This is a genomic window from Pseudomonas triclosanedens (genome assembly GCF_026686735.1).
In the GTDB taxonomy this organism is placed as follows: domain Bacteria; phylum Pseudomonadota; class Gammaproteobacteria; order Pseudomonadales; family Pseudomonadaceae; genus Pseudomonas; species Pseudomonas triclosanedens.
Map to the genome: position 1 here is coordinate 74,612 of NZ_CP113432.1, position 20,418 is coordinate 95,029.

20 protein-coding genes are annotated in these 20,418 nt (G+C 63.7%); 2 read left to right on the top strand and 18 right to left on the bottom strand.

Features of this window, described 5'->3' with window-relative positions; genetic code table 11:
* Positions 1-30: 30 nt before the first annotated feature.
* The 14 genes from OU419_RS00370 to OU419_RS00435 form a co-directional block, all read right to left on the bottom strand.
* Positions 31-351: a DUF2388 domain-containing protein gene (locus OU419_RS00370; RefSeq protein WP_254469766.1), complete on the bottom strand. Its 321-nt coding sequence runs from the start codon at positions 349-351 to the stop codon at positions 31-33.
* Positions 352-443: 92 nt separating this feature from the next.
* Positions 444-644, bottom strand: a complete 201-nt coding sequence (locus OU419_RS00375; protein WP_254469767.1) for a DUF1127 domain-containing protein — start codon at positions 642-644, stop codon at positions 444-446.
* Between the two features lie 296 nt (positions 645-940).
* A complete protein-coding gene (locus OU419_RS00380; protein ID WP_254469768.1) occupies positions 941-1,147 on the bottom strand; it encodes a DUF1127 domain-containing protein in 207 nt (68 codons plus the stop codon).
* Between the two features lie 357 nt (positions 1,148-1,504).
* Positions 1,505-3,001, bottom strand: coding sequence for an acetyl-CoA hydrolase/transferase family protein (locus tag OU419_RS00385; protein WP_254469769.1), 1,497 nt, complete (start codon positions 2,999-3,001; stop codon positions 1,505-1,507).
* A 152-nt stretch (positions 3,002-3,153) separates the two neighbouring features.
* On the bottom strand, positions 3,154-4,914 hold the full coding sequence (locus OU419_RS00390; protein ID WP_254469770.1) for a hypothetical protein: 1,761 nt from the start codon (positions 4,912-4,914) through the stop codon (positions 3,154-3,156).
* A gap of 105 nt (positions 4,915-5,019) precedes the next feature.
* Positions 5,020-6,753 carry a hypothetical protein gene (locus OU419_RS00395; RefSeq protein ID WP_254469771.1) on the bottom strand — a complete coding sequence of 578 codons (1,734 nt, stop codon included), beginning with the start codon at positions 6,751-6,753 and terminating at the stop codon, positions 5,020-5,022.
* Between the two features lie 184 nt (positions 6,754-6,937).
* A complete protein-coding gene (locus OU419_RS00400) occupies positions 6,938-8,374 on the bottom strand; it encodes an NAD(P)(+) transhydrogenase (Re/Si-specific) subunit beta (RefSeq protein WP_254469772.1) in 1,437 nt (478 codons plus the stop codon).
* Position 8,375: 1 nt separating this feature from the next.
* Entirely contained in the window at positions 8,376-8,690 is a 315-nt protein-coding gene (locus tag OU419_RS00405) for an NAD(P) transhydrogenase subunit alpha (RefSeq protein ID WP_015474896.1), read from the bottom strand.
* 84 nt (positions 8,691-8,774) lie between these two features.
* Positions 8,775-9,893: a Re/Si-specific NAD(P)(+) transhydrogenase subunit alpha gene (locus OU419_RS00410; protein WP_254469773.1), complete on the bottom strand. Its 1,119-nt coding sequence runs from the start codon at positions 9,891-9,893 to the stop codon at positions 8,775-8,777.
* A gap of 618 nt (positions 9,894-10,511) precedes the next feature.
* On the bottom strand, positions 10,512-11,147 hold the full coding sequence (locus tag OU419_RS00415; RefSeq protein WP_254469774.1) for an SCO family protein: 636 nt from the start codon (positions 11,145-11,147) through the stop codon (positions 10,512-10,514).
* Between the two features lie 89 nt (positions 11,148-11,236).
* Positions 11,237-12,139, bottom strand: a complete 903-nt coding sequence (gene cyoE, locus OU419_RS00420; protein ID WP_254469775.1) for a heme o synthase — start codon at positions 12,137-12,139, stop codon at positions 11,237-11,239.
* Positions 12,140-12,203: 64 nt separating this feature from the next.
* Positions 12,204-13,277, bottom strand: a complete 1,074-nt coding sequence (locus OU419_RS00425; RefSeq protein WP_254469776.1) for a COX15/CtaA family protein — start codon at positions 13,275-13,277, stop codon at positions 12,204-12,206.
* 87 nt (positions 13,278-13,364) lie between these two features.
* A complete protein-coding gene (locus OU419_RS00430) occupies positions 13,365-13,928 on the bottom strand; it encodes a hypothetical protein (protein ID WP_254469777.1) in 564 nt (187 codons plus the stop codon).
* On the bottom strand, positions 13,906-14,670 hold the full coding sequence (locus tag OU419_RS00435) for an SURF1 family protein (protein WP_254469778.1): 765 nt from the start codon (positions 14,668-14,670) through the stop codon (positions 13,906-13,908). Before OU419_RS00435 ends, OU419_RS00430 begins: the two co-directional genes overlap by 23 nt.
* 42 nt (positions 14,671-14,712) lie before the next feature.
* Here OU419_RS00435 and OU419_RS00440 point away from each other — a divergent pair, with 42 nt between their 5' ends.
* The gene (locus OU419_RS00440; protein WP_254469779.1) at positions 14,713-14,922 is read left to right on the top strand and encodes a twin transmembrane helix small protein; all 210 of its coding nucleotides are present in this window, start codon (positions 14,713-14,715) and stop codon (positions 14,920-14,922) included.
* 42 nt (positions 14,923-14,964) lie between these two features.
* Here the strand turns inward: OU419_RS00440 and OU419_RS00445 are convergent, their stop codons facing one another.
* The 4 genes from OU419_RS00445 to coxB all read right to left on the bottom strand — a co-directional run bounded on the left by OU419_RS00445 (position 14,965) and on the right by coxB (position 19,221).
* Positions 14,965-15,852, bottom strand: a complete 888-nt coding sequence (locus OU419_RS00445) for a cytochrome c oxidase subunit 3 (protein WP_254469780.1) — start codon at positions 15,850-15,852, stop codon at positions 14,965-14,967.
* Positions 15,853-15,868: 16 nt separating this feature from the next.
* On the bottom strand, positions 15,869-16,426 hold the full coding sequence (locus OU419_RS00450) for a cytochrome c oxidase assembly protein (RefSeq protein WP_254469781.1): 558 nt from the start codon (positions 16,424-16,426) through the stop codon (positions 15,869-15,871).
* 64 nt (positions 16,427-16,490) lie between these two features.
* The gene (ctaD, locus tag OU419_RS00455; RefSeq protein WP_254469782.1) at positions 16,491-18,086 is read right to left on the bottom strand and encodes a cytochrome c oxidase subunit I; all 1,596 of its coding nucleotides are present in this window, start codon (positions 18,084-18,086) and stop codon (positions 16,491-16,493) included.
* Between the two features lie 10 nt (positions 18,087-18,096).
* Complete coding sequence (coxB, locus tag OU419_RS00460) at positions 18,097-19,221, bottom strand: cytochrome c oxidase subunit II (RefSeq protein WP_254469783.1); 1,125 nt, start codon at positions 19,219-19,221, stop codon at positions 18,097-18,099.
* Positions 19,222-19,643: 422 nt separating this feature from the next.
* On the opposite strand from coxB, the gene OU419_RS00465 reads away from it, so the two are divergent.
* The gene (locus tag OU419_RS00465) at positions 19,644-20,282 is read left to right on the top strand and encodes a hypothetical protein (protein WP_254469784.1); all 639 of its coding nucleotides are present in this window, start codon (positions 19,644-19,646) and stop codon (positions 20,280-20,282) included.
* Positions 20,283-20,418 lie beyond the last annotated feature (136 nt).

Genomic DNA, 20,418 nt, shown 5'->3' on the forward strand with positions numbered 1-20,418 from the left:
GCCGGGCGGAGCGCCCGGCGCAGGCGGGGCTCAGATGGTCAGGATGGCCTGGGCCAGCTGCTGGTCGTTGGCGGCAAGGGCCGGCATCTTGGTACGGATGTGGCGCAGTGCGGCTTCCAGATGGGCACCACGGATTTCGCCACGGCTGGCGACGAAGGTGGCGGCATCGTCCTTGGCTTCGAGCACGATCTTGTCGTCCTTGAAGGAGTTGCTGATGTTGGACGTGGCGTCGCTCGTTGCGCCAGTGGCGCGCACCGACAGGTCGGTGGTGTAGACGAAGCTGGTGGCGAACGCGCCCGTGGCGCAGCCGAGCAGGGCGGCGGCGGCGATCAGTCGAAGGCTTTTCTTCATATGGAGTGGCTCCGGATAAGACGAACAAGGTGGCCGGGGCGGCCACTCTACCTGACGTCAGACTAGCCAAGACTGATTGGCGTCACCAGCGTTCAGCGCCAGAACGGTTTCGAGATTTCATGCAGGCGGTCGCTGGGGCTGAGGCCGATGTCGGCCAGTTGACGACAATCCAGTGCTGCCAATTGTTTCCGGGTGCGGCTGTTGCGGCGCCATTCACACAGGGTTTGCAGCAGGCAGCGAAGCTTCGAGGGGCGGGGGTTCGACAGCAGGGGCAGGGGGACAAGGCGCTCCATGATGGGCCTCCGTGCGACCGGGGATGCGGTCGGTACAGGCTCTCACCAAGGGCAGTCAGGCATCAGGCGCAGGGATGTGAAATTGCGCAAGCACAGTCGCGGCGGCAAGGCCGACTGTTCCGCTCAGGAACGACGAGGCTGTTCCGGTGTGTTGGCAGGCAGCAGGAACTGCCGGTATAGCGGTGGGAGAGGGAAGGGGGTCGGTATTGCCGCGGGCCGCTGCAATTGAGCGGCCTCAGGCAATCTACCAGTACAGATATGTCGAACCTGGAGAGTGGCTCGGTTGTACCGGTCTATCAGCGCCAGAACGGCTTGTTCAGTTCGGCGTAACGCTGGGCTTCGCTGATGCCGGCATCGGCCAGCAGGCGGGAATCCAGGCGAGCCAGCTGGCGGCGGCTCTCGATCCGGCGCTGCCACAGGCGAACGGTGCCGACGAGGCCACGATGGGCGCTGGAAGTAGTGCGGGTAGTGCTCAGAGCTGCGGAACCGAGGGTACGTTCCATGGTGGTCATCCTTCTCGCTTGTGGCGAGTAGTCAGTTGCTGAATTGATTGAGCATATGATCTGACTATTTGGTCAGGACGGACAGGTACAGTTGCACAGTATTGCGCGTGATCAGCCGATTGTTATTTTGAACTGTAATGGTCTTTTTGAGGGCGAACTGTATCGCTGCGCTCCATTGTGGTGCGCAATTGGCGGGTGCCTGGGGCATTTCGAGGGTGCCGATGAACTCGGCGATAGGAAGAGTTGAACAGTTGGAGCGGGATAAAAATCTGTTCAGTAGTGTTTTTACGTGGTTTTTTTCCGGCTGTAAACCCTTGCGGGCCATTCATTGCTGAATGGCCCGCAAGTCGTCTGGAATCAGCTGGCTGCCAGCATGTGGCCGCGTTCTTCCAGGTTGATATGCCACTCCAGAGCTTCGCGCAGGATATGCGGGGTGTGGCCGCCGCGCTTGCAGGCTGCATCGAAGTAACTGTTCAGGGCATCGCGATAGGACGGATGCACACAGTTGTCGATGATTGCCCGTGCGCGCTCGCGCGGAGCCAGGCCACGGAGGTCGGCGAGGCCGATTTCGGTGACGAGGATATCCACATCGTGTTCGGTGTGGTCAACGTGGCTGACCATTGGCACGACACTGGAGATGTTGCCGCCCTTGGCAATGGACTTGGTGACGAAAATCGCCAGGTGCGCATTGCGCGCGAAGTCGCCGGACCCGCCGATGCCATTCATCATCTTGGTACCGCCAACATGGGTGGAGTTGACGTTGCCGTAGATGTCGAACTCCAGTGCGGTATTGATGCCGATGATGCCCAGGCGGCGCACTACTTCGGGATGGTTGGAGATTTCCTGCGGGCGCAGTACCAGCTTGTCCTTGTAGCGCTCCAGATTGCCGAACACGTCGGCATTGCGGCGCGTCGACAGGGTGATTGAGCTGCCCGAGGCGAAGCGCAGCTTGCCGGCGTCGATCAGGTCGAAGGTCGAGTCCTGCAGTACTTCGGAGTACATGGTCAGGTTCTCGAAGGGCGAGTCGATCAGGCCACACATCACCGCATTGGCGATGCTGCCGATGCCGGCCTGCAGCGGGCCGAGGCTGTTGCTCATGCGGCCTGCATCTACTTCGCGCTTGAAGAAGTCGATCAGGTGGTTGGCGATGCCCTGGGTCTCATCGTCCGGCGGCAGTACGGTCGAGGGCGAGTCCGGCTGGTCGTTGACTACGATGGCGACGATCTTCTCCGCCGGGATCGGGATGGCGGTGCTGCCGATGCGGTCATCCACCTTGGTCAGCGGAATCGGCGTGCGGGTCGGACGGTAGGTCGGGATATAGATGTCGTGCAGGCCTTCGAGGTTGGTGTTGTGCGCGACGTTGATCTCTACGATCACCTGCTTGGCGAAGATCGCGAAGCTGGCGGAGTTGCCGACGGAGGTGGTCGGTACGATGTGCCCTTCTTCGGTGATCGCGACAGCCTCGATGACGGCGATGTCCGGCAGCTTGAGCTGGTGGTTGCGCAGTTGCTCGACGGTTTCCGAGAGGTGCTGGTCGATGAACATCACTTCGCCGGCGTTGATCGCCTTGCGCAGGGTGCTGTCGACCTGAAACGGCATGCGGCGGGCCAGTACGCCTGCTTCGGTGAGCTGCTTGTCGAGGTCGTTGCCGAGGCTCGCGCCGGTCATCAGGCTGATGCGCAGCGGTTCCTGCTTGGCGCGCTGGGCGAGGGCCTTGGGTACGGCCTTGGCTTCGCCGGCGCGGGTGAAGCCGCTCATGCCGACGGTCATGCCGTCCTTGATAAGGGCCGCGGCCTGGTCGGCAGTCATCACCTTGTCCAGCAGGGAGGACATACGCACGCGATCACGGTACATGGAAAAACCTCGGGCAGTAGGAAGTGCGAGGCCGCCAGTCTATGGGTTCGGCGATTTTTCGCCCTTATACCAAGGTCGCAAAATCACCCGGCCGGTTGCCTCCTTACTACCAAAGTTCATGTGGGTATGAATTGCCTGAAGGCAATGGCCGCTCAGTCAGCGGCCAGGGGTGGATGAACGGTATTCTGGAGAGATTCGAACTCCAGTACCGGGGGGAAGCTGACGGCCTTCAGCGGGTATTGGCGATCCTTGCGCTCGTAGACAGTGACCCAGTGCGCCAGTCGATAGCGCGGCACGTAGTTGTCGCGCAGCCACTGGCTGTTGGACAGGTGGTAGGTGAGCGTCAGCGGGTTTCGCGTGACGAAGCCATGGATCAGCACCACGTCCGGGCTCTTGTCGTAGACATACTGCAGTGCGCCCTCCAGGCCGATGTCGCGGTCAGCGTTGGAGCGCAGGCCGATCAGAGGGTCGACCACGTGCTTGTAGAGCTGCTTGGCGCTGTTGTTGGCGGCGTTGAGGTTGAAGTAGTACAGCGATACCGGGGGCGAGGCGAGGCCGAGCAGGTCGACGAACTGCTGCTGCATGCCGGCCAGGTAGGCGGTCTGTCCCATCTGGTCGTAGACGATGCGCAGGCCGTCGGGGTAGTTCTCCCGCAGGAAGTGGCCGATGGCGGCCTGGTAGTTGCCGTCGAGGCTCTGTGCCGCCAGCATCGGCGAGCGCTGTGCCAGCGCGTCGTCGAGCGGTACATGGCTCTGTGGGTCGCGCAGCTTGTAGCGATAGGACGCCAGCGCGCCAGCCGGATCCTCCGCGACGAGGCGGCCCATCAGCAGCAGGGCGTTGGGGCTGCGGCCAGCGAACAGCTCGATGCGCGGAATCCAGATCACGGCGATCACTGCGCAGAACGCGTACAGCGCGACAACGATGCGGGCCGGACGCCAGGAAAGCCGGGTGAGCGCATGGCCCGCGCAGGCGAACAGCAGGTAGAACTGGGGCAGGGCGAGCGCATAGAAGCGGAAGTAGGGTTTGAAGTCGAAGTTCGAGCCGGCGAAGAAGATTCCCATCAGCGACAATGCCACCAGCAGGGAGAAGTGCGCGGGCTGCTGCATGCGCCGTAGCAGCAGGACAGCGGGGATCGCCAGAGCGATCGGGTAGAGGATGCGCAGCTCCTGGAGGACGAACCAGACGTAGGGCCAGTTGGTGCCTTCCGCGGTAATCTTGGCGTAGAACGCGCTGATCTGGACTTCACCGAAGTAGAAGAAACGGAACGCCAGGTACGCCGAATAGCTCACCGTGCAGAGCGCGAAGACGCGCAGGGCGAACGCGCGTTGCCGGGTGAAGGCGAAGAACAGGATGAAGAACGGTACTACAAGGAAGGCTTCCGGGCGGGCGAACAGCAGCAGGGCGAAGGGCAGAGCAGGCAGCCAGCCGACCTTGGCCGGGCGTGAGCTGATCAGCAGGCAACCCGATAGCAGCAGGGTGTAGCCCGCCAGTTCCAGGCCGCTGTTGGCCCACCATACGAATGGGGTGCTGCCGGCGATCATCAGCGCTGCGGCTCCGCCCCAGGCCGGGCTGGCGAAGTTGCGGCCGGCCAGGTACACCAGGTACACGGTACCCATGCCGCAGGCCAGGCCTAGCAGCTTGACCATCAGGACCGGCGTGGCGCCGAGGTAGATGCCCAGGGCCAGCAGGTACTGCCAGAGCGGTCCGCTGCCAGTCTCGACCCGCACATCGCCGATGTTGAAGACGTAGCCGTGGCCATGCGCGATGTTTTCCGCGGCGCGGAAATAGATATAGCTGTCTTCCTCGATATAGAAGTAGGCGAGCGCCGTGAGGACGCAGTAGAGCAGCAGCGCCAGCAGTACGAGCACGCGGCCTGTCAGGTTTTCTCGGGTGGATATCGTAGGGGCGGACATGGCGGAAGTTCTTGTCATCTGTGCTGTCGGAGCGCAGCGCCCGCCGCGTACCGGCTCGGGCGCTGCGCGGCGAAGTCTCGGCGCGAGCGGTTGGCGGGGCTCAGATCAGCCGTTGCCCGGCATCTCGCGGAACTGCAAGGCCGCCGGCAGGTTCGTTGCTTTGAGCGGGAACGACAGGTCCTTGCGCTCGTAGACCAGCAGGCAGGTGGCCAGGCTGTAGCGCAGCACGTAGTTCTGCTTGAACCAGTCGCTGTTGCGCACGTGGTAGGTGAGCGTCCTGTCGGAGCTGGCAACCAGGGTGTGAATGATGATGACGTCGGGGTTGGCTTGCTCCACCGACGCGAGCGCGCCTTGCTGGTCGATATCGCGGTCTTCCGGCCGCTGGTGTTGCAGCAGCGGGTCGACCAGCTTCTTGTAGAAGGTCTTGCTCTTGCTGTCGCGGGCGTTCTGGTTGAAGTAGTACAGCGAGATCGGGCGCGTCGCCAGGCCCAGGAAGTCGACGAAGTGTTGCTGCGCGCCGGCGAAGTACGGGGTCTGCCCCATCTGGTCGTAGCCGATGGTCAGACCTTGCGGGTAGTTATCGTGGAGGAAGTGGCCGACCAGCGCCTGGTAGTTCGCGTTGATCACGTAGGGCACGCGGGCTTGCAGCGTGTCGTCAAGGGTGGTGGTGGTATGCGGAGCCGCCAGTTTCGAGCCGAGCGCCGACAGGGTCGCGGCGGGCTGCTCGCGTAGCAGGTCCAGCACGGCATAGAACGGGTTGCGGGTGTATTCGAACAGTCCCGGCACGCGCGGCATCCACGCCACGGCGATGCAGGCCGCGGCGAGGTAGCCGAGCAGAACCGGCTTGAGTGCCTTCGGCGCGAATGCCAGCAGGCGCGCTATCGCGACGGCGACCAGCAGCAACAACACCGGCAGGCTGTGGGCGAAGAAGCGATGGTAGATCTTGAAGTCGTAGTTGGCGGCGGCGAAGTAGAGCCCACCACAGCTCAGGAGCAGCAGCAGGACGAAGGGGCCATTGGCGGCGTCGCGCCGCCACAGCAGGGCGGCCGGCGGTACGAGCGCCAGCAGGTACACCAGGCGGTACTGGCGCAGAGCCGTCCAGAGGTAGTCCCAGAGCACGCCGTCGACCGAGATCTTCGCGTAGAAGGCGCTGATCTGCACTTCATCGAAATAGAAATAGCGGAACACCAGATAGCCGCCGTAGCTAAGTGCGCCCAGCAGCAGCGTGCGGAGCGCGAGGGCGCGCCGGCCGCTTGCGAGCATATACAGGACGAACACGCCGACGCTGATGAAAGCTTCGGGGCGCGCGAACAGCAGCAGGGCGAACGGCAGCGCGCTCAGCCAGCCATCGCGTTGTGGCTCGGGCGCGCAGGCCACCGCCACGCAGACGCTGAGCAGGAAGGTATAGAGCGATACTTCCAGGCCGCTGCCGGTCCACCAGATGAAGGGGACGCTGGCCGCCAGTGCGAGGGTCAGCCAGCCCGCCACGACTGGCGTGGCGAGCCGACCGGCGGTGCGATGGAAGACATACAGGGTGGCCAGGCCGAAGAGCAGCCCCATGAACTTCGCCAGCACCACCACGTTGCAGCCGAGCAGCACACCCAGCGCCAGCAGGAACTGCCATAGCGGCCCGCTGCCCGACTCGATCGGAATATCGCCAATGTTGAACACGTAGCCATAACCGTGGGCGATGTTCTCGGCGACCCGGAAATAGATGTAGCTGTCTTCCTCGATGAAGAAGTAGCCCAGGAGGTAGAACGCGATATAGACCAGGGCGGCGAAGACGCCGAGGGCGTTGCCCAGCGTGTACTGCCGCTGCGAAATGCTGGTAGTTGTCATCATGACTTCTTTGGCTTTCTTGTTGTAGTTCGGCGCACGCGCCATTACGGTCGTCCGTGGCCGACACTTCCCCCCGGAGGAGCCGGCGGCGTTATCTAACCACGTTGCGTGGCTACAGGCTATTGCGCCGGCAAAAACAAGGACACCGGCGCGAGGCCGGTGTCTTGTAGAGCGGAGATCGCCGTTATTCGACGGCCTTGACCATATCTTCGATGACTTTCTTAGCGTCGCCGAAGACCATCATGGTCTTGTCCAGGTAGAACAGTTCGTTGTCCAGGCCGGCGTAGCCGCTGGCCATCGAGCGCTTGTTGACGATCACGGTCTTGGCTTTATAGGCCTCGAGGATCGGCATGCCGGCGATCGGCGACTTCGGGTCGTTCTTCGCTGCCGGGTTCACCACGTCGTTGGCGCCCAGTACCAGCACCACGTCGGTCTGGCCGAACTCGGAGTTGATGTCTTCCATCTCGAACACCTGCTCGTAAGGCACCTCGGCCTCGGCCAGCAGGACGTTCATGTGGCCCGGCATACGGCCGGCGACCGGATGGATGGCGAACTTCACGTTGACGCCGCGATGGGTCAGCTTCTCCGCCAGCTCCATCAGCGCATGCTGGGCGCGGGCCACCGCCAGGCCGTAGCCTGGAACGATGATCACGCTGTCGGCGTTGGTCAGCAGGAACGAGGCGTCGTCGGCTGAGCCGGATTTCACCGGGCGGGCTTCCTTGGCGCCAGCCGGACCGCCGGCATCCGCTTCGGCACCGAAGCCACCGAGAATGACGTTGAAGAACGAGCGGTTCATCGCCTTGCACATGATGTAGGAGAGGATCGCGCCCGAGGAACCTACCAGCGAGCCGGCGATGATCAGCATCGAGTTGTTCAGCGAGAAGCCGATACCTGCCGCGGCCCAGCCGGAGTAGGAGTTCAGCATCGACACCACTACCGGCATGTCGGCACCGCCGATCGGGATGATGATCAGCACGCCGAGGATGAAGGCCAGGGCCAGCATCACCACGAAGGCGGTCAGATTGCCGGTGAACATGAACAGCAGGCCCAGGCCCAGGGTGGTCAGACCCAGCACCAGGTTGAGCATATGCTGGCCGGCGAACTGCACCGGAGCGCCCTGGAACAGGCGGAACTTGTACTTGCCCGACAGCTTGCCGAAGGCGATCACCGAACCGGAGAAGGTGATGGCACCGATGGCCGCGCCGAGGAACAGCTCCAGGCGGTTGCCGGTGGGGATGGTGTCGCCCAGGTTCTGCACGATGCCCAGGGACTGCGGCTCGACCACGGCGGCGATGGCGATGAAGACAGCGGCCAGGCCGATCATGCTGTGCATGAAGGCGACCAGCTCCGGCATCTTGGTCATCTCGACGCGCTTGGCCATGATGGAGCCGGCGGTGCCGCCGATCAGCAGGCCCACGATGACGTAGACGATGCCGGTGGTGGCGATCTCGGTGCTGATCTTGAATACCAGCGCAACGGTGGTGAGCACGGCGATGGCCATGCCGACCATGCCGAACAGGTTGCCGCGGCGTGACGTCGTCGGGTGCGACAGGCCCTTCAGGGCCTGGATGAAGCAGACCGAGGCGACGAGGTAGAGGACGGTGACGAGGTTCATGCTCATGTCAGTGCTTCTCCGCCTTCGGCGCTTTCTTCTTGAACATTTCCAGCATGCGGCGGGTGACCAGGAAGCCACCGAACACATTCACCGCAGCCAGGGCCACGGCCAGGGTGCCCATTGCCTTGCCCAGCGGAGTCACGGTCAGGGCGGCAGCCAGCATGGCGCCGACGATCACGATCGCCGAAATGGCGTTGGTCACGGCCATCAGTGGGGTATGCAGGGCGGGGGTTACGTTCCATACCACGTGGTAGCCAACGTAGATGGCCAGCACGAAGATGATCAGGTTGTAGATGCCGTGGGAGATCAGCATGTCTTCCATAGTTTCTCACCGGTCTTGAGGGCCGGACCCGAGGTCCGGCGCGTTCTTATATAAGAAGGGCGGCTACGTGAAGGGCGTAGGTCGTCAACCGTTCTTGCGCACGATCTGGCCGTCGCGGCACATCAGGCACGCGGCGACGATGTCGTCTTCCAGGTTCACCGTGAAGCCTTCGGCGGTCAGGGTGAGCTTGAGGAAGTCGAGCAGGTTGCGTGCGTAGAGCGCCGAGGCGTCCGCCGGTACCAGCGCGGCCAGGTTGCTCAGGCCGACGATGGTCACGCCGTGCTTGACCACCACCTGGTCGGCCTCGGTCAGCGGGCAGTTGCCGCCTTGCGATGCCGCAAGGTCGATGACCACCGAGCCCGGCTTCATTTCGGCGACGGTCGCCTCATGCAGCAGGGTCGGCGCCTTGCGGCCCGGGATCAGCGCGGTGGTGATGACGATGTCCGACTGCTTGGCGCGCTCGTGCACGGCCTTTGCCTGGCGCTCCATCCACGAGGCCGGCATCGGGCGGGCATAACCGCCCACGCCTTCGGCGCACTCGCGCTCTTCGTCGGTCTCGTAGGGCACGTCGACGAACTTGGCGCCGAGGGACTCGATCTGTTCCTTCACTGCCGGGCGCACGTCCGACGCCTCGATCACCGCACCCAGGCGCTTGGCCGTTGCGATGGCCTGCAGGCCGGCAACGCCGGCGCCGAGGATCAGCACGCGGGCGGCCTTAACGGTGCCGGCGGCGGTCATCAGCATGGGCATGAAGCGCGGATAGTGGTTGGCAGCGAGCATCACGGCCTTGTAGCCGGCGATGTTGGCCTGGGAGGAGAGCACGTCCAGGCTTTGCGCGCGGGAAGTACGCGGCGCGGCTTCCAGGGCGAAGGCGGTGATGCCGCGTTCGGCCATGCGGGCGATGTTCTCGTTGTTGAAGGGGTTGAGCATGCCGATCAGCACGGCACCGGGTTTCATCTGCGCCAGTTCGCTTTCGCTGGGCGCGACGACTTTCAGGACCAGTTCCGCGCCGAACGCATCGGCGGCAGTGCCGATCTTCGCGCCAACGGCTTCGTAGGCTGCATCCGGCTGGCTGGCGCTGACGCCGGCACCGCTCTGGATGATGACCTGATGGCCCTGCCCGATCAGTTTCTTGACCGTCTCCGGCGTTGCTGCGACCCGCGTCTCACCGGCTTGGGTCTCGAGGGGTACACCGATCTGCACTTGCAAATCTCCTGCGTGATCCTGGGATTGTCCGGGCTACTACGTTGGCGACCCGGGTTATCGAACTGGCAACGGTCTTTTCTTGTTCTAGTGGCCGGGCGGGTGACCCGGTGGCCGCGGCATTTTGCAATCGAACCTGGAGGGCATCAAGAAGTTCTGGAGTGGTACGAAGCGATAACTACAAGTCATGTTTGGACCGATAGTTTTCCGGTTGCGGACGAGACCGCTTGGGCGCTGGCTTTTAGCCTAATTGCCTATTGTGACCGGATGGAAATGTCATCCTCGCCGTGAATGACCACCCATCAGAGGCTCCCCATACCCACCGAAAGGCCCGGTAATCCTGCAACAGGCTCAAGCATAGGTGTTAATTAATGTTTCTAATATGGAGTATGAGTCATTACTGATGTCTGATTTCCTGTAGCAGATTTTTTACATTGACTACGGGGTCAGGAAAAATCGCAAGAGGCTTCAAGGCCGCGTGTTACAAAGCATCAGCGCTCGGGAGCGAGGTTCAGCAGAAAGTTTGGCCTTGCTTGACTGAGTGACGAATGACGCAGAAAAAACAACGGCCACCGTGTGCGGGTGGCCGTTGGGGGGTGAGACGCAGTGTCGCGGGGGTCAGTTTGTGGTGCCGATCACACTGGGTAATTGCGCAGCCAGCTTGTCGTTGCGCAGCGGCGCGCGGATGAAGCCGTGCTGGGTGCCGTCCGGGCCGATGATGACCAGGTTGCCGCTGTGGTCGACGGTGTAGTTGGGCTTGCTGGTATCGGCGGGGATGTAGGGGATGCTCATGGCATTGGCGAGCTTCTGCACGTTCTCTTCGGCGCCGGTGATGCCCTTGAAGCCGGCGTTGAAGAAGCCGAGGTACTCCTTGATGCGCGGCGCGGTATCGCGGTGCGGGTCGACGCTGACGAATACCACCTGCAGATTCTTCGCCATTTCCGGCGGCAGCTTGGTCTGTAGCTCGCGCAGTTGCGCCAGGGTGGTGGGGCAGACGTCCGGGCAGAAGGTGTAGCCGAAGAACAGCAAGGACCACTTGCCCTTCAGGCTGCCGGTCTGGAACGGCTGGCTGTCCTGGTCGGTGAAGGTCAGGTCGGGAACGCTGCGGGTCTGCGGCAGGATCACGATGCCGGCGTCCAGCAGCGCGGTCGGGTCGAGCTGGTGCTTCTGGGTGAGCACCTTGTGCACGGTGAGGCCGAGGATCAGGGCGACGATGGCGACGAGGATGAAGACGGTCTTGTTGACTCGGGACATGGGGCTCTCGTGGGTCGGGACGTCTGGAGCGAGCGACGTTTCGCGAACTGACCCGCCCTTGCGGGAGCGGGTCGGCCGGCGATCCGGGCTCAGTAGTTCAGGTGCAGCGGCAGGTAGTGGTCCACCAGCAGCGCGATGAACAGCAGGAACAGGTAGGCGATAGAGTACTTGAAGGTCCTGATCGCCGCATGGGGTCGGCTGCCGCAGTAGAGCGCCCAGGCCCAGTCCAGGAAGCGTGCGCCCAGGAGCAGGGCGCAGAGCAGGTAGACGATGCCGCTCATGTGGATGGCGAAGGGCATCAGGCTGACCGCGAACAGCACCAGGGTGTAGAGCAGGATGTGCAGCTTGGTGTAGTGCTCGCCGTGGGTGACCGGCAGCATCGGGATGTCGGCCTTGGCGTATTCGTCCTTGCGGTGCAGGCACAGCGCCCAGAAGTGCGGCGGGGTCCAGGCGAAGATGATCAGCACCAGCAGCAGCGGCTCGGCGGAAACCTGGCCGGTCACCGCGACCCAGCCCAACAGCGGCGGGGCAGCGCCGGCGAGTCCTCCGATGACGATGTTCTGCGGCGTGGCGCGCTTGAGGAAGCCTGTGTAGAGCGCCGCATAGCCGAGCAGCGACGCGAGGGTCAGCCAGGCGGTAAGCGGGTTGGTGAAGACCAGCAGCACCGCCATTCCGGCGACTGCCAGCAGCATCGCAAAGCCCAGCGCCACTGGCGGCGAGACGCGTCCTTCGGCCAGGGGGCGCTTGTGGGTGCGCGCCATGATCGAGTCGATGCGCCGATCCACCACGTGGTTCACCGCCGCGGCTGCGCCCGCGCACAGGCCGATGCCGAGGTTGCCGAATACCAGTACCTGCCAGGCAACGCCGGCCTTGGTCGCCAGCAGCATGCCGATCAGCGAGGTGATCAGCATGAGCAGAACGACCTTGGGCTTGGTCAGCTCGAGCAGGTCGCGCCAGCCGGGTTGGCTGGTAGTGCTGATGACACTGGCCATGTCGATGTCTCCGTCTTCGTGCTGTCTGGGTGAATTGGGGCCGGCGCATTGCCGGCCGTCATGCTCAACCTTGCGAGGGGTAGGCCACCGGCCGGTCGAGGGCTTCCAGGACGATCGGGCTGCTGGCGGGCAACTCGACGCGTTGCGTCGCGGGCGCGCGTACCCGGTAGTTCACCAGGACCAGCATCAGCAGCAGGAACGCGCCGCCGCCGTTGTGGGCCACGGCCACCGGTAGCGGCAGATGCAGCAGCACGTTGCTGATGCCAAGGCCGACCTGCAGCGACAACCCCAGCAGCATCAGCGCGGTGATGCCGATCAGACCGTGGCGCTGGAGGTTCCAGGCCAGCAGCAGAAGCACTGCCGTCACACAGATCGCTCCCATGCGATGGGTCATGTGAATCGCCGTGCGGGCATCGCTGTCGAGCTGCCCGCCGAGGTAGTTCGGGCCGATGTGCTGGGTAAGGTGGAAGCCGTTGGCGAAGTCCATGTCCGGCCACCATTGCCCGTGGCACATCGGCAGGTCGACGCAGGCTACCGCCGCATAGTTGCTGCTGACCCAGCCGCCCAGGGCGATCTGCCCCACCACCAGCAACAGGGCGAATGCGGCCAGCGCCCGCAGGCGTGCCGGCAATTGCAGCGGGGCGAAGGCACCGGACAGGCGCAGGCTGAGCAGGAACAGCAGCGACAGCGTAGTGAAGCCGCCCAGCAAGTGCGCGGTGACCACTTGCGGCCAGAGCTTGAGTGTTACCGTCCACATGCCGAAAGCGGCCTGGGCAATCACTACCGCGAGCAGCGCCAGCGGCAGCCGCAGCGGCTGGCCATCGCGGCCACGGCGCACGATGGCATGCACGGCCAGGCCGAGGATCAGAAGGCCGAGGCTGCCGGCGAAGTAGCGGTGGATCATCTCGTTCCAGCCTTTCTGAGCCTCCACCGGGGTGTCGGGGAAGTGCATTTCGGCATGGGCCAGTTGTGCCTCGCTGATCGGCACGTGGACGAAGCCATAGCAGCCGGGCCAGTCCGGGCAGCCGAGTCCGGCGTGGGTCAGGCGGGTGTAGGCGCCCAGCAGGATCACCACGAAGGCCAGCGCCGTCGCCAGTACGGCGACGTAGAAAGCGGGTTTGCGTCTTGCCTGGATCATGCGTCGCTCCCTGTCTTTTTATTCTGCGGGGGCTGGCGGTGGTTCAGCCGGCGATGCCTCACCGGCTGCGTCTCGACCGGCTACGTCTCAGCCAATATTGGAAAGCTTCAGCAGTAACTGCAGGTCCTTGAGGATCGACTTGCCATTGGCGTCGGCGTCGTAGCGCAGCACCAGATTGCCGTGCGGGTCGACGATCCACAGTTGCGGCTTGGCGCCGGTGTGCTGGGTGGGCGCCAGGCCCAGGCGCTGCAGGCGCGGGTAGTCCTTGTCGAGCAGGCCGGCGAATTCGGCCGGCAGCGGCTTGGCGAAGGCGAGTACATGTTCGGCGCGGCTGGCCTCGCGGCCAAGGCCGATGTTGATCTGCCGCGCCAGATAGACCAGTTGCTGGCAATCGCTGGCGCAGGTGTCCGGGGCGGTGACCAGCAGTTGCCAGCGCTCGCCGGGCTTTTCGTCCTGCACGCCGAGGTCGGCCGGAGTCTGCCCGGTGGCGATCAGGTCGCCGTGGTAGACGCGGCCTTCGGGCACCCAGAACTGCAGCTTGTACATGGCGGTGGCGAGCAGCATCGGCCCCAGCACCATGCCGAGGATGAGCAGCAGTTGTACCCGCCCACGGCGGCGGGAGGAGGGGTCAGGCAGGGTCATGGCGGTCATGGTCGTGGGTCTCCCGTGCGCGACGGATGCCGAGGTAGAGGTAAAGACCGGAGAGTGCGATGGCCAGGGCGAACCACTGCACGGCGTAGCCGATGTGGCGCTCCGGTGGCATGGCGACTATCGGCCAGTCGGTGTCGAAAGCGGCGTCGCCCGGCTCCAGGCGGATTTCCAGCGGGCTGCCTTCGCGGCCGAGCTGATCCCAGAGGAACGGGGCATCTACCTGAGTGACCAGGCGCGGCCAGCCGGCGACCGGCGCGGTAGGCCCGGCGGTCGGCGGAACGTAGGTCCAGGCATCCAGCAGCAGGTCGTGGATGGGGGTTTCGATCTGCGGCGGCACGCGGCGGTCCGGCCAGGCTACCCAGCCGCGATTGACCAGCAGCCACTGGTGGCCGACGCGATCGAAGAAAGGTTGCAGCACCTCGACACCGGCCTGGCCGTTGCGGGTACGGTTGTCCAGCAGCACGCTGTGCTCGGCGTCGAGGCGGCCCTGCAGACGCACGCGCACATAGCTGCGCGGCGGCAGGCGCGCGAGTTCGGCGGCGGAAATCGGGTCCAGCTGGCGTTGGGCCTCGGCGGCGGCGAGCAGGGTGCGTTTTTCGCTGGCGCGGGAGAGCTGCCAGCAACCCAGCGCGATCAGCACCGGCAGCAGCGCGAGCACCACCAGCGTCGGCGCAAGGCCGGGCCGGAAGGTGCGAGCCGCGTGGCGCGAACGGTGCTCGGTGGCGTGCTGGCTATACTGCAAGTTACCCCCTTAACCCAGTCCCCTGCGGACAGGAGCCCGGCAATGCTCAAAGCCGCGATCGTCTTGTTGTTGCTGGCGACCGTCATCAGTCTGTTCAGCGGCCTGTTCTTCCTGGTCAAGGACGAAGGGCATGGTTCCCGGGTGGTCAATGCGCTGACCGTCCGTGTCGCTCTCGCCGCCCTGACTCTCGCCCTCATCGCCTGGGGCTTCTTCAGTGGTCAACTGACCAGCCCCGCTCCCTGGCATTTCTGATGTTTCATCGCGCCGCGGGCCGGCGGCCCGCGGCATCCTGCGTCACAGCACGTAAACGAAGATGAACAGGCCGATCCACACCACATCGACGAAGTGCCAGTACCAACTGGCAGCCTCGAAGCCGAAATGTTTGTCGGCGTCGAAGTGCCCGCGAATGATGCGGATCAGCATGATGCTCAGCATGATCGCGCCGATGGTCACGTGGGCGCCGTGGAAGCCGGTGAGCATGAAGAAAGTGGCGCCGTAGATGCCCGAGCCCAGGGTCAGGCCCAGCTCGCTGTAGGCCTCGTGGTATTCGTAGGCCTGCAGCACCAGGAAGCACGCGCCCAGCGCAACGGTCGCCGCCAGCCACATCTTCAGCGGGCCGCGATGGTTCTTCTTCAGCGCGTGGTGGGCAAAGGTCACGGTGAAGCTGGAGGTGACCAGCAGCAGGGTATTGATCAGCGGCAGCTTCCACGGATCGATCACTTCCCTTGGCGGCGGGAAAAGTTTGTTGTCCGGGTTGCTGAGCTGCGGCCAGCCGGTTTCGAACTGCGGCCAGAGCATGTGCGAGATGCCGTGATGGCCTTCGCCGCCCAGCCACGGGTTGACGAAGTGGCGCACGTAGAACAGCGCGCCGAAGAAGGCCGCGAAGAACATCACCTCGGAGAAGATGAACCAGCTCATGCCCCAGCGGAACGAGCGGTCCATCTGCGGGCTGTAGAGCCCGCCGCGGCTTTCCTTGATGACATTGCCGAACCAGCCGAACAGCATGTAGGCGAGGATCAGCCCGCCGGCGAAGAAGATCCACGGGCCGTGGGAGTGCTCCTTGCCGGCGCTCATGTCGTTCATCCAGGTGCCGACGCCGAACATCGTCACCAGCATGCCGATGGTGGCGATGATCGGCCACTTGCTCTGCGCGGGGACGTAATAGGGTTCGTGGGTTGCCATTTTTGTTGTTCTCCCTTCAGCGATCGTTGCTGGCCACGGGGGGCTTGCGGGCGGTGATGTCGAACAGCGTGTAAGCAAGCGTCAGGTGACGCACATCCTTGGGCAGGTCGCGGTCGACGATGAAACGCACCGGCATTTCGATGCGCTCGCCCGGCTGCAGCACCTGCTGGGTGAAGCAGAAGCATTCGGTCTTGTGGAAATAGGTGGCAGCCACCGACGGCGCAATGCTCGGGATCGCCTGGGCGGTCATCGGCTTGCCGGTGGGGTTGCGGGCGACGAACAGCATCTGGTTCACCGCGCCCGGATGCACCACCAGCTCTTCCTGTTCTGGGTGGAATTCCCAGACCATGTCGATGTTGTTGTTGGCGACGAACTGAATCTTCACCTGGCGCGACTGGTCGACCACCTGGCCGTCGCCCTGGTAGGCGCTGCCGGAAGTCTTGCCGTTGATGCCCAGTGCCTTGCACATCACGTCGTACAGCGGCACCAGGGCAAAGCCGAAGGCGAACATGGCGACCACGGCGACCACCAGCCGGGTCACCAGCCTGCGTGTTTCGATGTTGCCGTCGCTCATTTCGTCGTCCTCCTTTCGCAGCAGAGGGCTCCGTACCTGGGAGCCCGCTCCTGCGCGAGCCTGGTCACTTGACCTCGGGCGGTGTGCTGAAGGTGTGGTACGGCGCTGGCGATGGAATGGTCCACTCCAGCCCTTCGGCGCCGTCCCACGGCTTCGCAGGTGCCGGCTTGCCGCCGCGGATGCACTTGATGACGATGAACAGGAAGAGCAGTTGCGTGGTGCCGAACATGAAAGCGCCGATGGACGAGACCATGTTGAAGTCGGCGAACTGCAGGTTGTAGTCCGGGATCCGCCGCGGCATGCCTGCGAGGCCCACGAAGTGCATCGGGAAGAACGCCAGGTTCATGCCGATGAAGCTCATCCAGAAGTGCAGCTTGCCCAGAGTCTCGTCGTACATGTGGCCGGTCCATTTCGGCAGCCAGTAATAGGCCGAGGCGAAGATGCCGAAGATCGCGCCGGGCACCAGCACGTAGTGGAAGTGCGCCACCACGAAGTAGGTGTCCTGGTACTGGAAGTCCGCCGGGGCGATGGCCAGCATCAGGCCGGAGAATCCGCCGATGGTGAACAGGATGACGAAGGCCACGGCGAACAGCATGGGCGTCTCGAAGGTCAGCGAGCCCTGCCACATGGTCGACGCCCAGTTGAACACCTTCACCCCGGTGGGCACGGCGATCAGCATGGTCGCGTACATGAAGAACAGCTCGCCCACCAGCGGGATGCCCACCACGAACATGTGGTGCGCCCATACCACGAAGGACAGGAAGGCGATCGAGGCGGTGGCGTAGACCATCGAGGTGTAGCCGAACAGCGGTTTGCGGCTGAAGGCCGGGATGATCGAGCTGACGGCGCCGAACGCCGGCAGGATCATGATGTACACCTCGGGGTGGCCGAAGAACCAGAACACATGCTGGAACAGCACCGGGTCGCCGCCGCCGGCCGCGCTGAAGAAGCTGGTGCCGAAGTGGATGTCCATCAGCATCATCGTCACGCAGCCCGCCAGCACCGGCATCACCGCGATCAGCAGGAACGCGGTGATCAGCCAGGTCCAGACGAACAGCGGCATCTTCATCAGTGTCATGCCCGGGGCACGCAGGTTGAGGATGGTGGCGATCACGTTGATCGCGCCCATGATCGAACTCATGCCCATCAGGTGGATGGCGAAGATGAAGAACGTCACGCTGTGCGGCGCGAAGGTCGTGGAGAGCGGCGCGTAGAAGGTCCAGCCGAAGTTCGGGCCGCCGCCGGGCATGAACAGGGTGCTCACCAGCAGCCCGAACGCCGCCGGCAGCAGCCAGAAGCTGAAGTTGTTCATGCGCGGCAGGGCCATGTCTGGGGCGCCGATCATCAGCGGCACCATCCAGTTGGCCAGGCCGACGAACGCCGGCATCACCGCGCCGAAGACCATCACCAGCCCGTGCATGGTGGTCATCTGATTGAAGAACGCCGGGTCGACGATCTGCAGCCCGGGCTGGAACAGTTCGGCGCGGATCACCATCGCGAACGAGCCGCCGAGCAGGAAGGCGCAGAAGCTGAACCACAGGTAGAGGGTGCCGATATCCTTGTGGTTGGTGGTCAGAACCCAGCGCATCAGGCCCTTGGCGGGGCCGTGGTGGTGGTCGCCGGCGTGAGAATGGTCGGGGTGATCGATCACAGCACTCATCGCGGCCTCCTTATTGTTGTTTCTGCTTGAAGGCGACGACCTCTTGCGGGGTCACCATGTCGCCGTCGTTGTTGCCCCAGGCGTTACGCTCGTAGGTGATCACCGCAGCGAGATCCACCTCCGAGAGCTGCTTGCCGAAGGCCGCCATCGCCGTGCCCTGGACGCCGTTGAATACAGTCTCCAGGTGATGCTCCTTCGGCCCGGTGACGATCTTCGAGCCCTTGAGCGCCGGGAACATCGGCGGCATGCCCTGGCCCTCGGGCTGGTGACAGGCGGCGCAGATGGTGTGGTAGACCTTGTCGCCACGCGCGACCAGCTCTTCCTTCGTCCATTCCTTGCTGGTCAGCTCCTTGAGCTTGGCCGCCTCTTCCTTGCGCTCGGCCAGCCACTTGTCGAAGTCGGGCTTGGACTTCACGTCGACCACGATGGGCATGAAGCCGTGATCCTTGCCGCACAGCTCGGCGCACTGGCCACGGTAGACGCCGGGCTGGTCAACCCTGGTCCAGGCTTCGTTGACGAAACCGGGGATGGCGTCGCGCTTGACCGCGAAGGCCGGCACCCACCAGGAGTGGATCACATCGCTGGAAGTGACCAGGAAGCGCACCTTGACTCCGGCCGGCAGCACCAGCGGGTTGTCCACTTCGAGCAGGTAGTGCTCGTCCTTGGCGGCCTTGTTGTGGATCTGGTCCTGTGGCGTGGCGAGGTTGGAGAAGAACTCCACGTCCTGACCCAGGTACTTGTACTGCCATTTCCACTGGTAGCCGGTGATCTGCACGTCCAGCTCGGGCTCCGAGGTGTCGTACATGTGGATCAGCGTCTTGGTGGCCGGTACGGCCATCACTACCAGGATCAGGAAAGGAATGACCGTCCAGAGGATTTCCACCGTGGTGCTCTCGTGGAAATGCGCGGGCTGCTGCCCGGTGGACCGGCGGTGGACGATCATCGACCAGAACATCGCGCCGAACACGATGATGCCGATGACCACGCAAATCCAGAAGATGGTCATGTGGAGGTCGAAGACGTTACGGCTCACTTCCGTCGCGCCGGGGGCCATGTTGACCGTCCAGGCGGCGTTTGCCTGGCTGAAAGCCAAGAGCAAAAGGAAGCCCATCCAGACTCGTGGATGTCGCAGCATTCGGGTTCCCCTTATCTTTGTTTTTATCCCGCCGGCTTTGTGCTCTTGCGGCTAACCCCCATTCCAGAGGGCTGCACGCCGGAACTCGCCAACGGCCAAGGGAGCGACCGCCAAGACAACGTTACTTTGACCGTCATCGCCTCGGCGCACGCAGGGCAGGCCGGGTCCATCAGGTTTTTCGTGTGTCGAGTCGGAGTATAGACACGGGTTGCGACATAACAACGCAGAGTAAAAAACGCTTTTGCAATACCGAAGTGTGATCTGAAAGCCGCGGCTGGCGCGGCTTTGGAGTACCATGCTGGCGGTGTGATATGCCTCGTCGGCATAAACACTTCATGATTATGACAATCGCGTCTTAGCTGCTGCCGGACGACGGCTAAGGTCTTTCTTCACTTTCCAAAACCCGTAGTCTTGGAGTTGTCATGAACACCGCTGCGCTGCGTGAGCTGATCCAGAACGCCCATCTCCTCGAATCCCGCCACGGGCACTTGTCCCGGTTGATCCAGTCCCAGCTCGAAGGGTTGCACCCCAGCATCAGCCTGGCCGGGGAAGATGCCAGCGGAACGCTGACGCGCTTCGTGCATGCCTATATCGAGCAGGTGCCGGACTTCCTCGACGCTGCCAATTCAGTGGCCCGCGCCGCCGGCATCGAAGACCGTATCAAGCCGGTGCTCAAACTGGCCGAGCAGTTCTTCCTGACCCCGCCGACGCTGCTGGATGGGCACGACGGCCTGGATGCCCTGCTGGATGAGGCGTACCTTGCGCATCGCCTGGTCGAGGAAGTGAATGATCGCTACATCGCCCACTTCAGCCAGCCGCTGATCCCGCTGGATACCACGGTGGCCAACCTGGTAGCGCATCAGTTGATCGGCGAACCCTTCGCCAACCAGCTCGACGAAGCGGTGCATCACGCCGTCAACGGCATGCTCGACGAGAGCACATTCAGCGCCGAATCCGCCGTCAGCTACCGCGCGCGCCTGAACGACCCGCAAGTGATCATGGCGTGGCAGCAGTGGCCGTGCCTGTCGAAGCAGTTCGGCGTGGAATTGCGCCTGGGCTGATCAACTGGCGGGAGCCGTCGGCAACTCAGCATAGCGGCCGGACCTGCGCCATTGCGGCGCGAGGGCGCCAGAGTGCGCGCCGGTGGCGTATGAGTTGCCGGGGACGTGGCCAGCACACACGCCCCGGTCCCGGTTG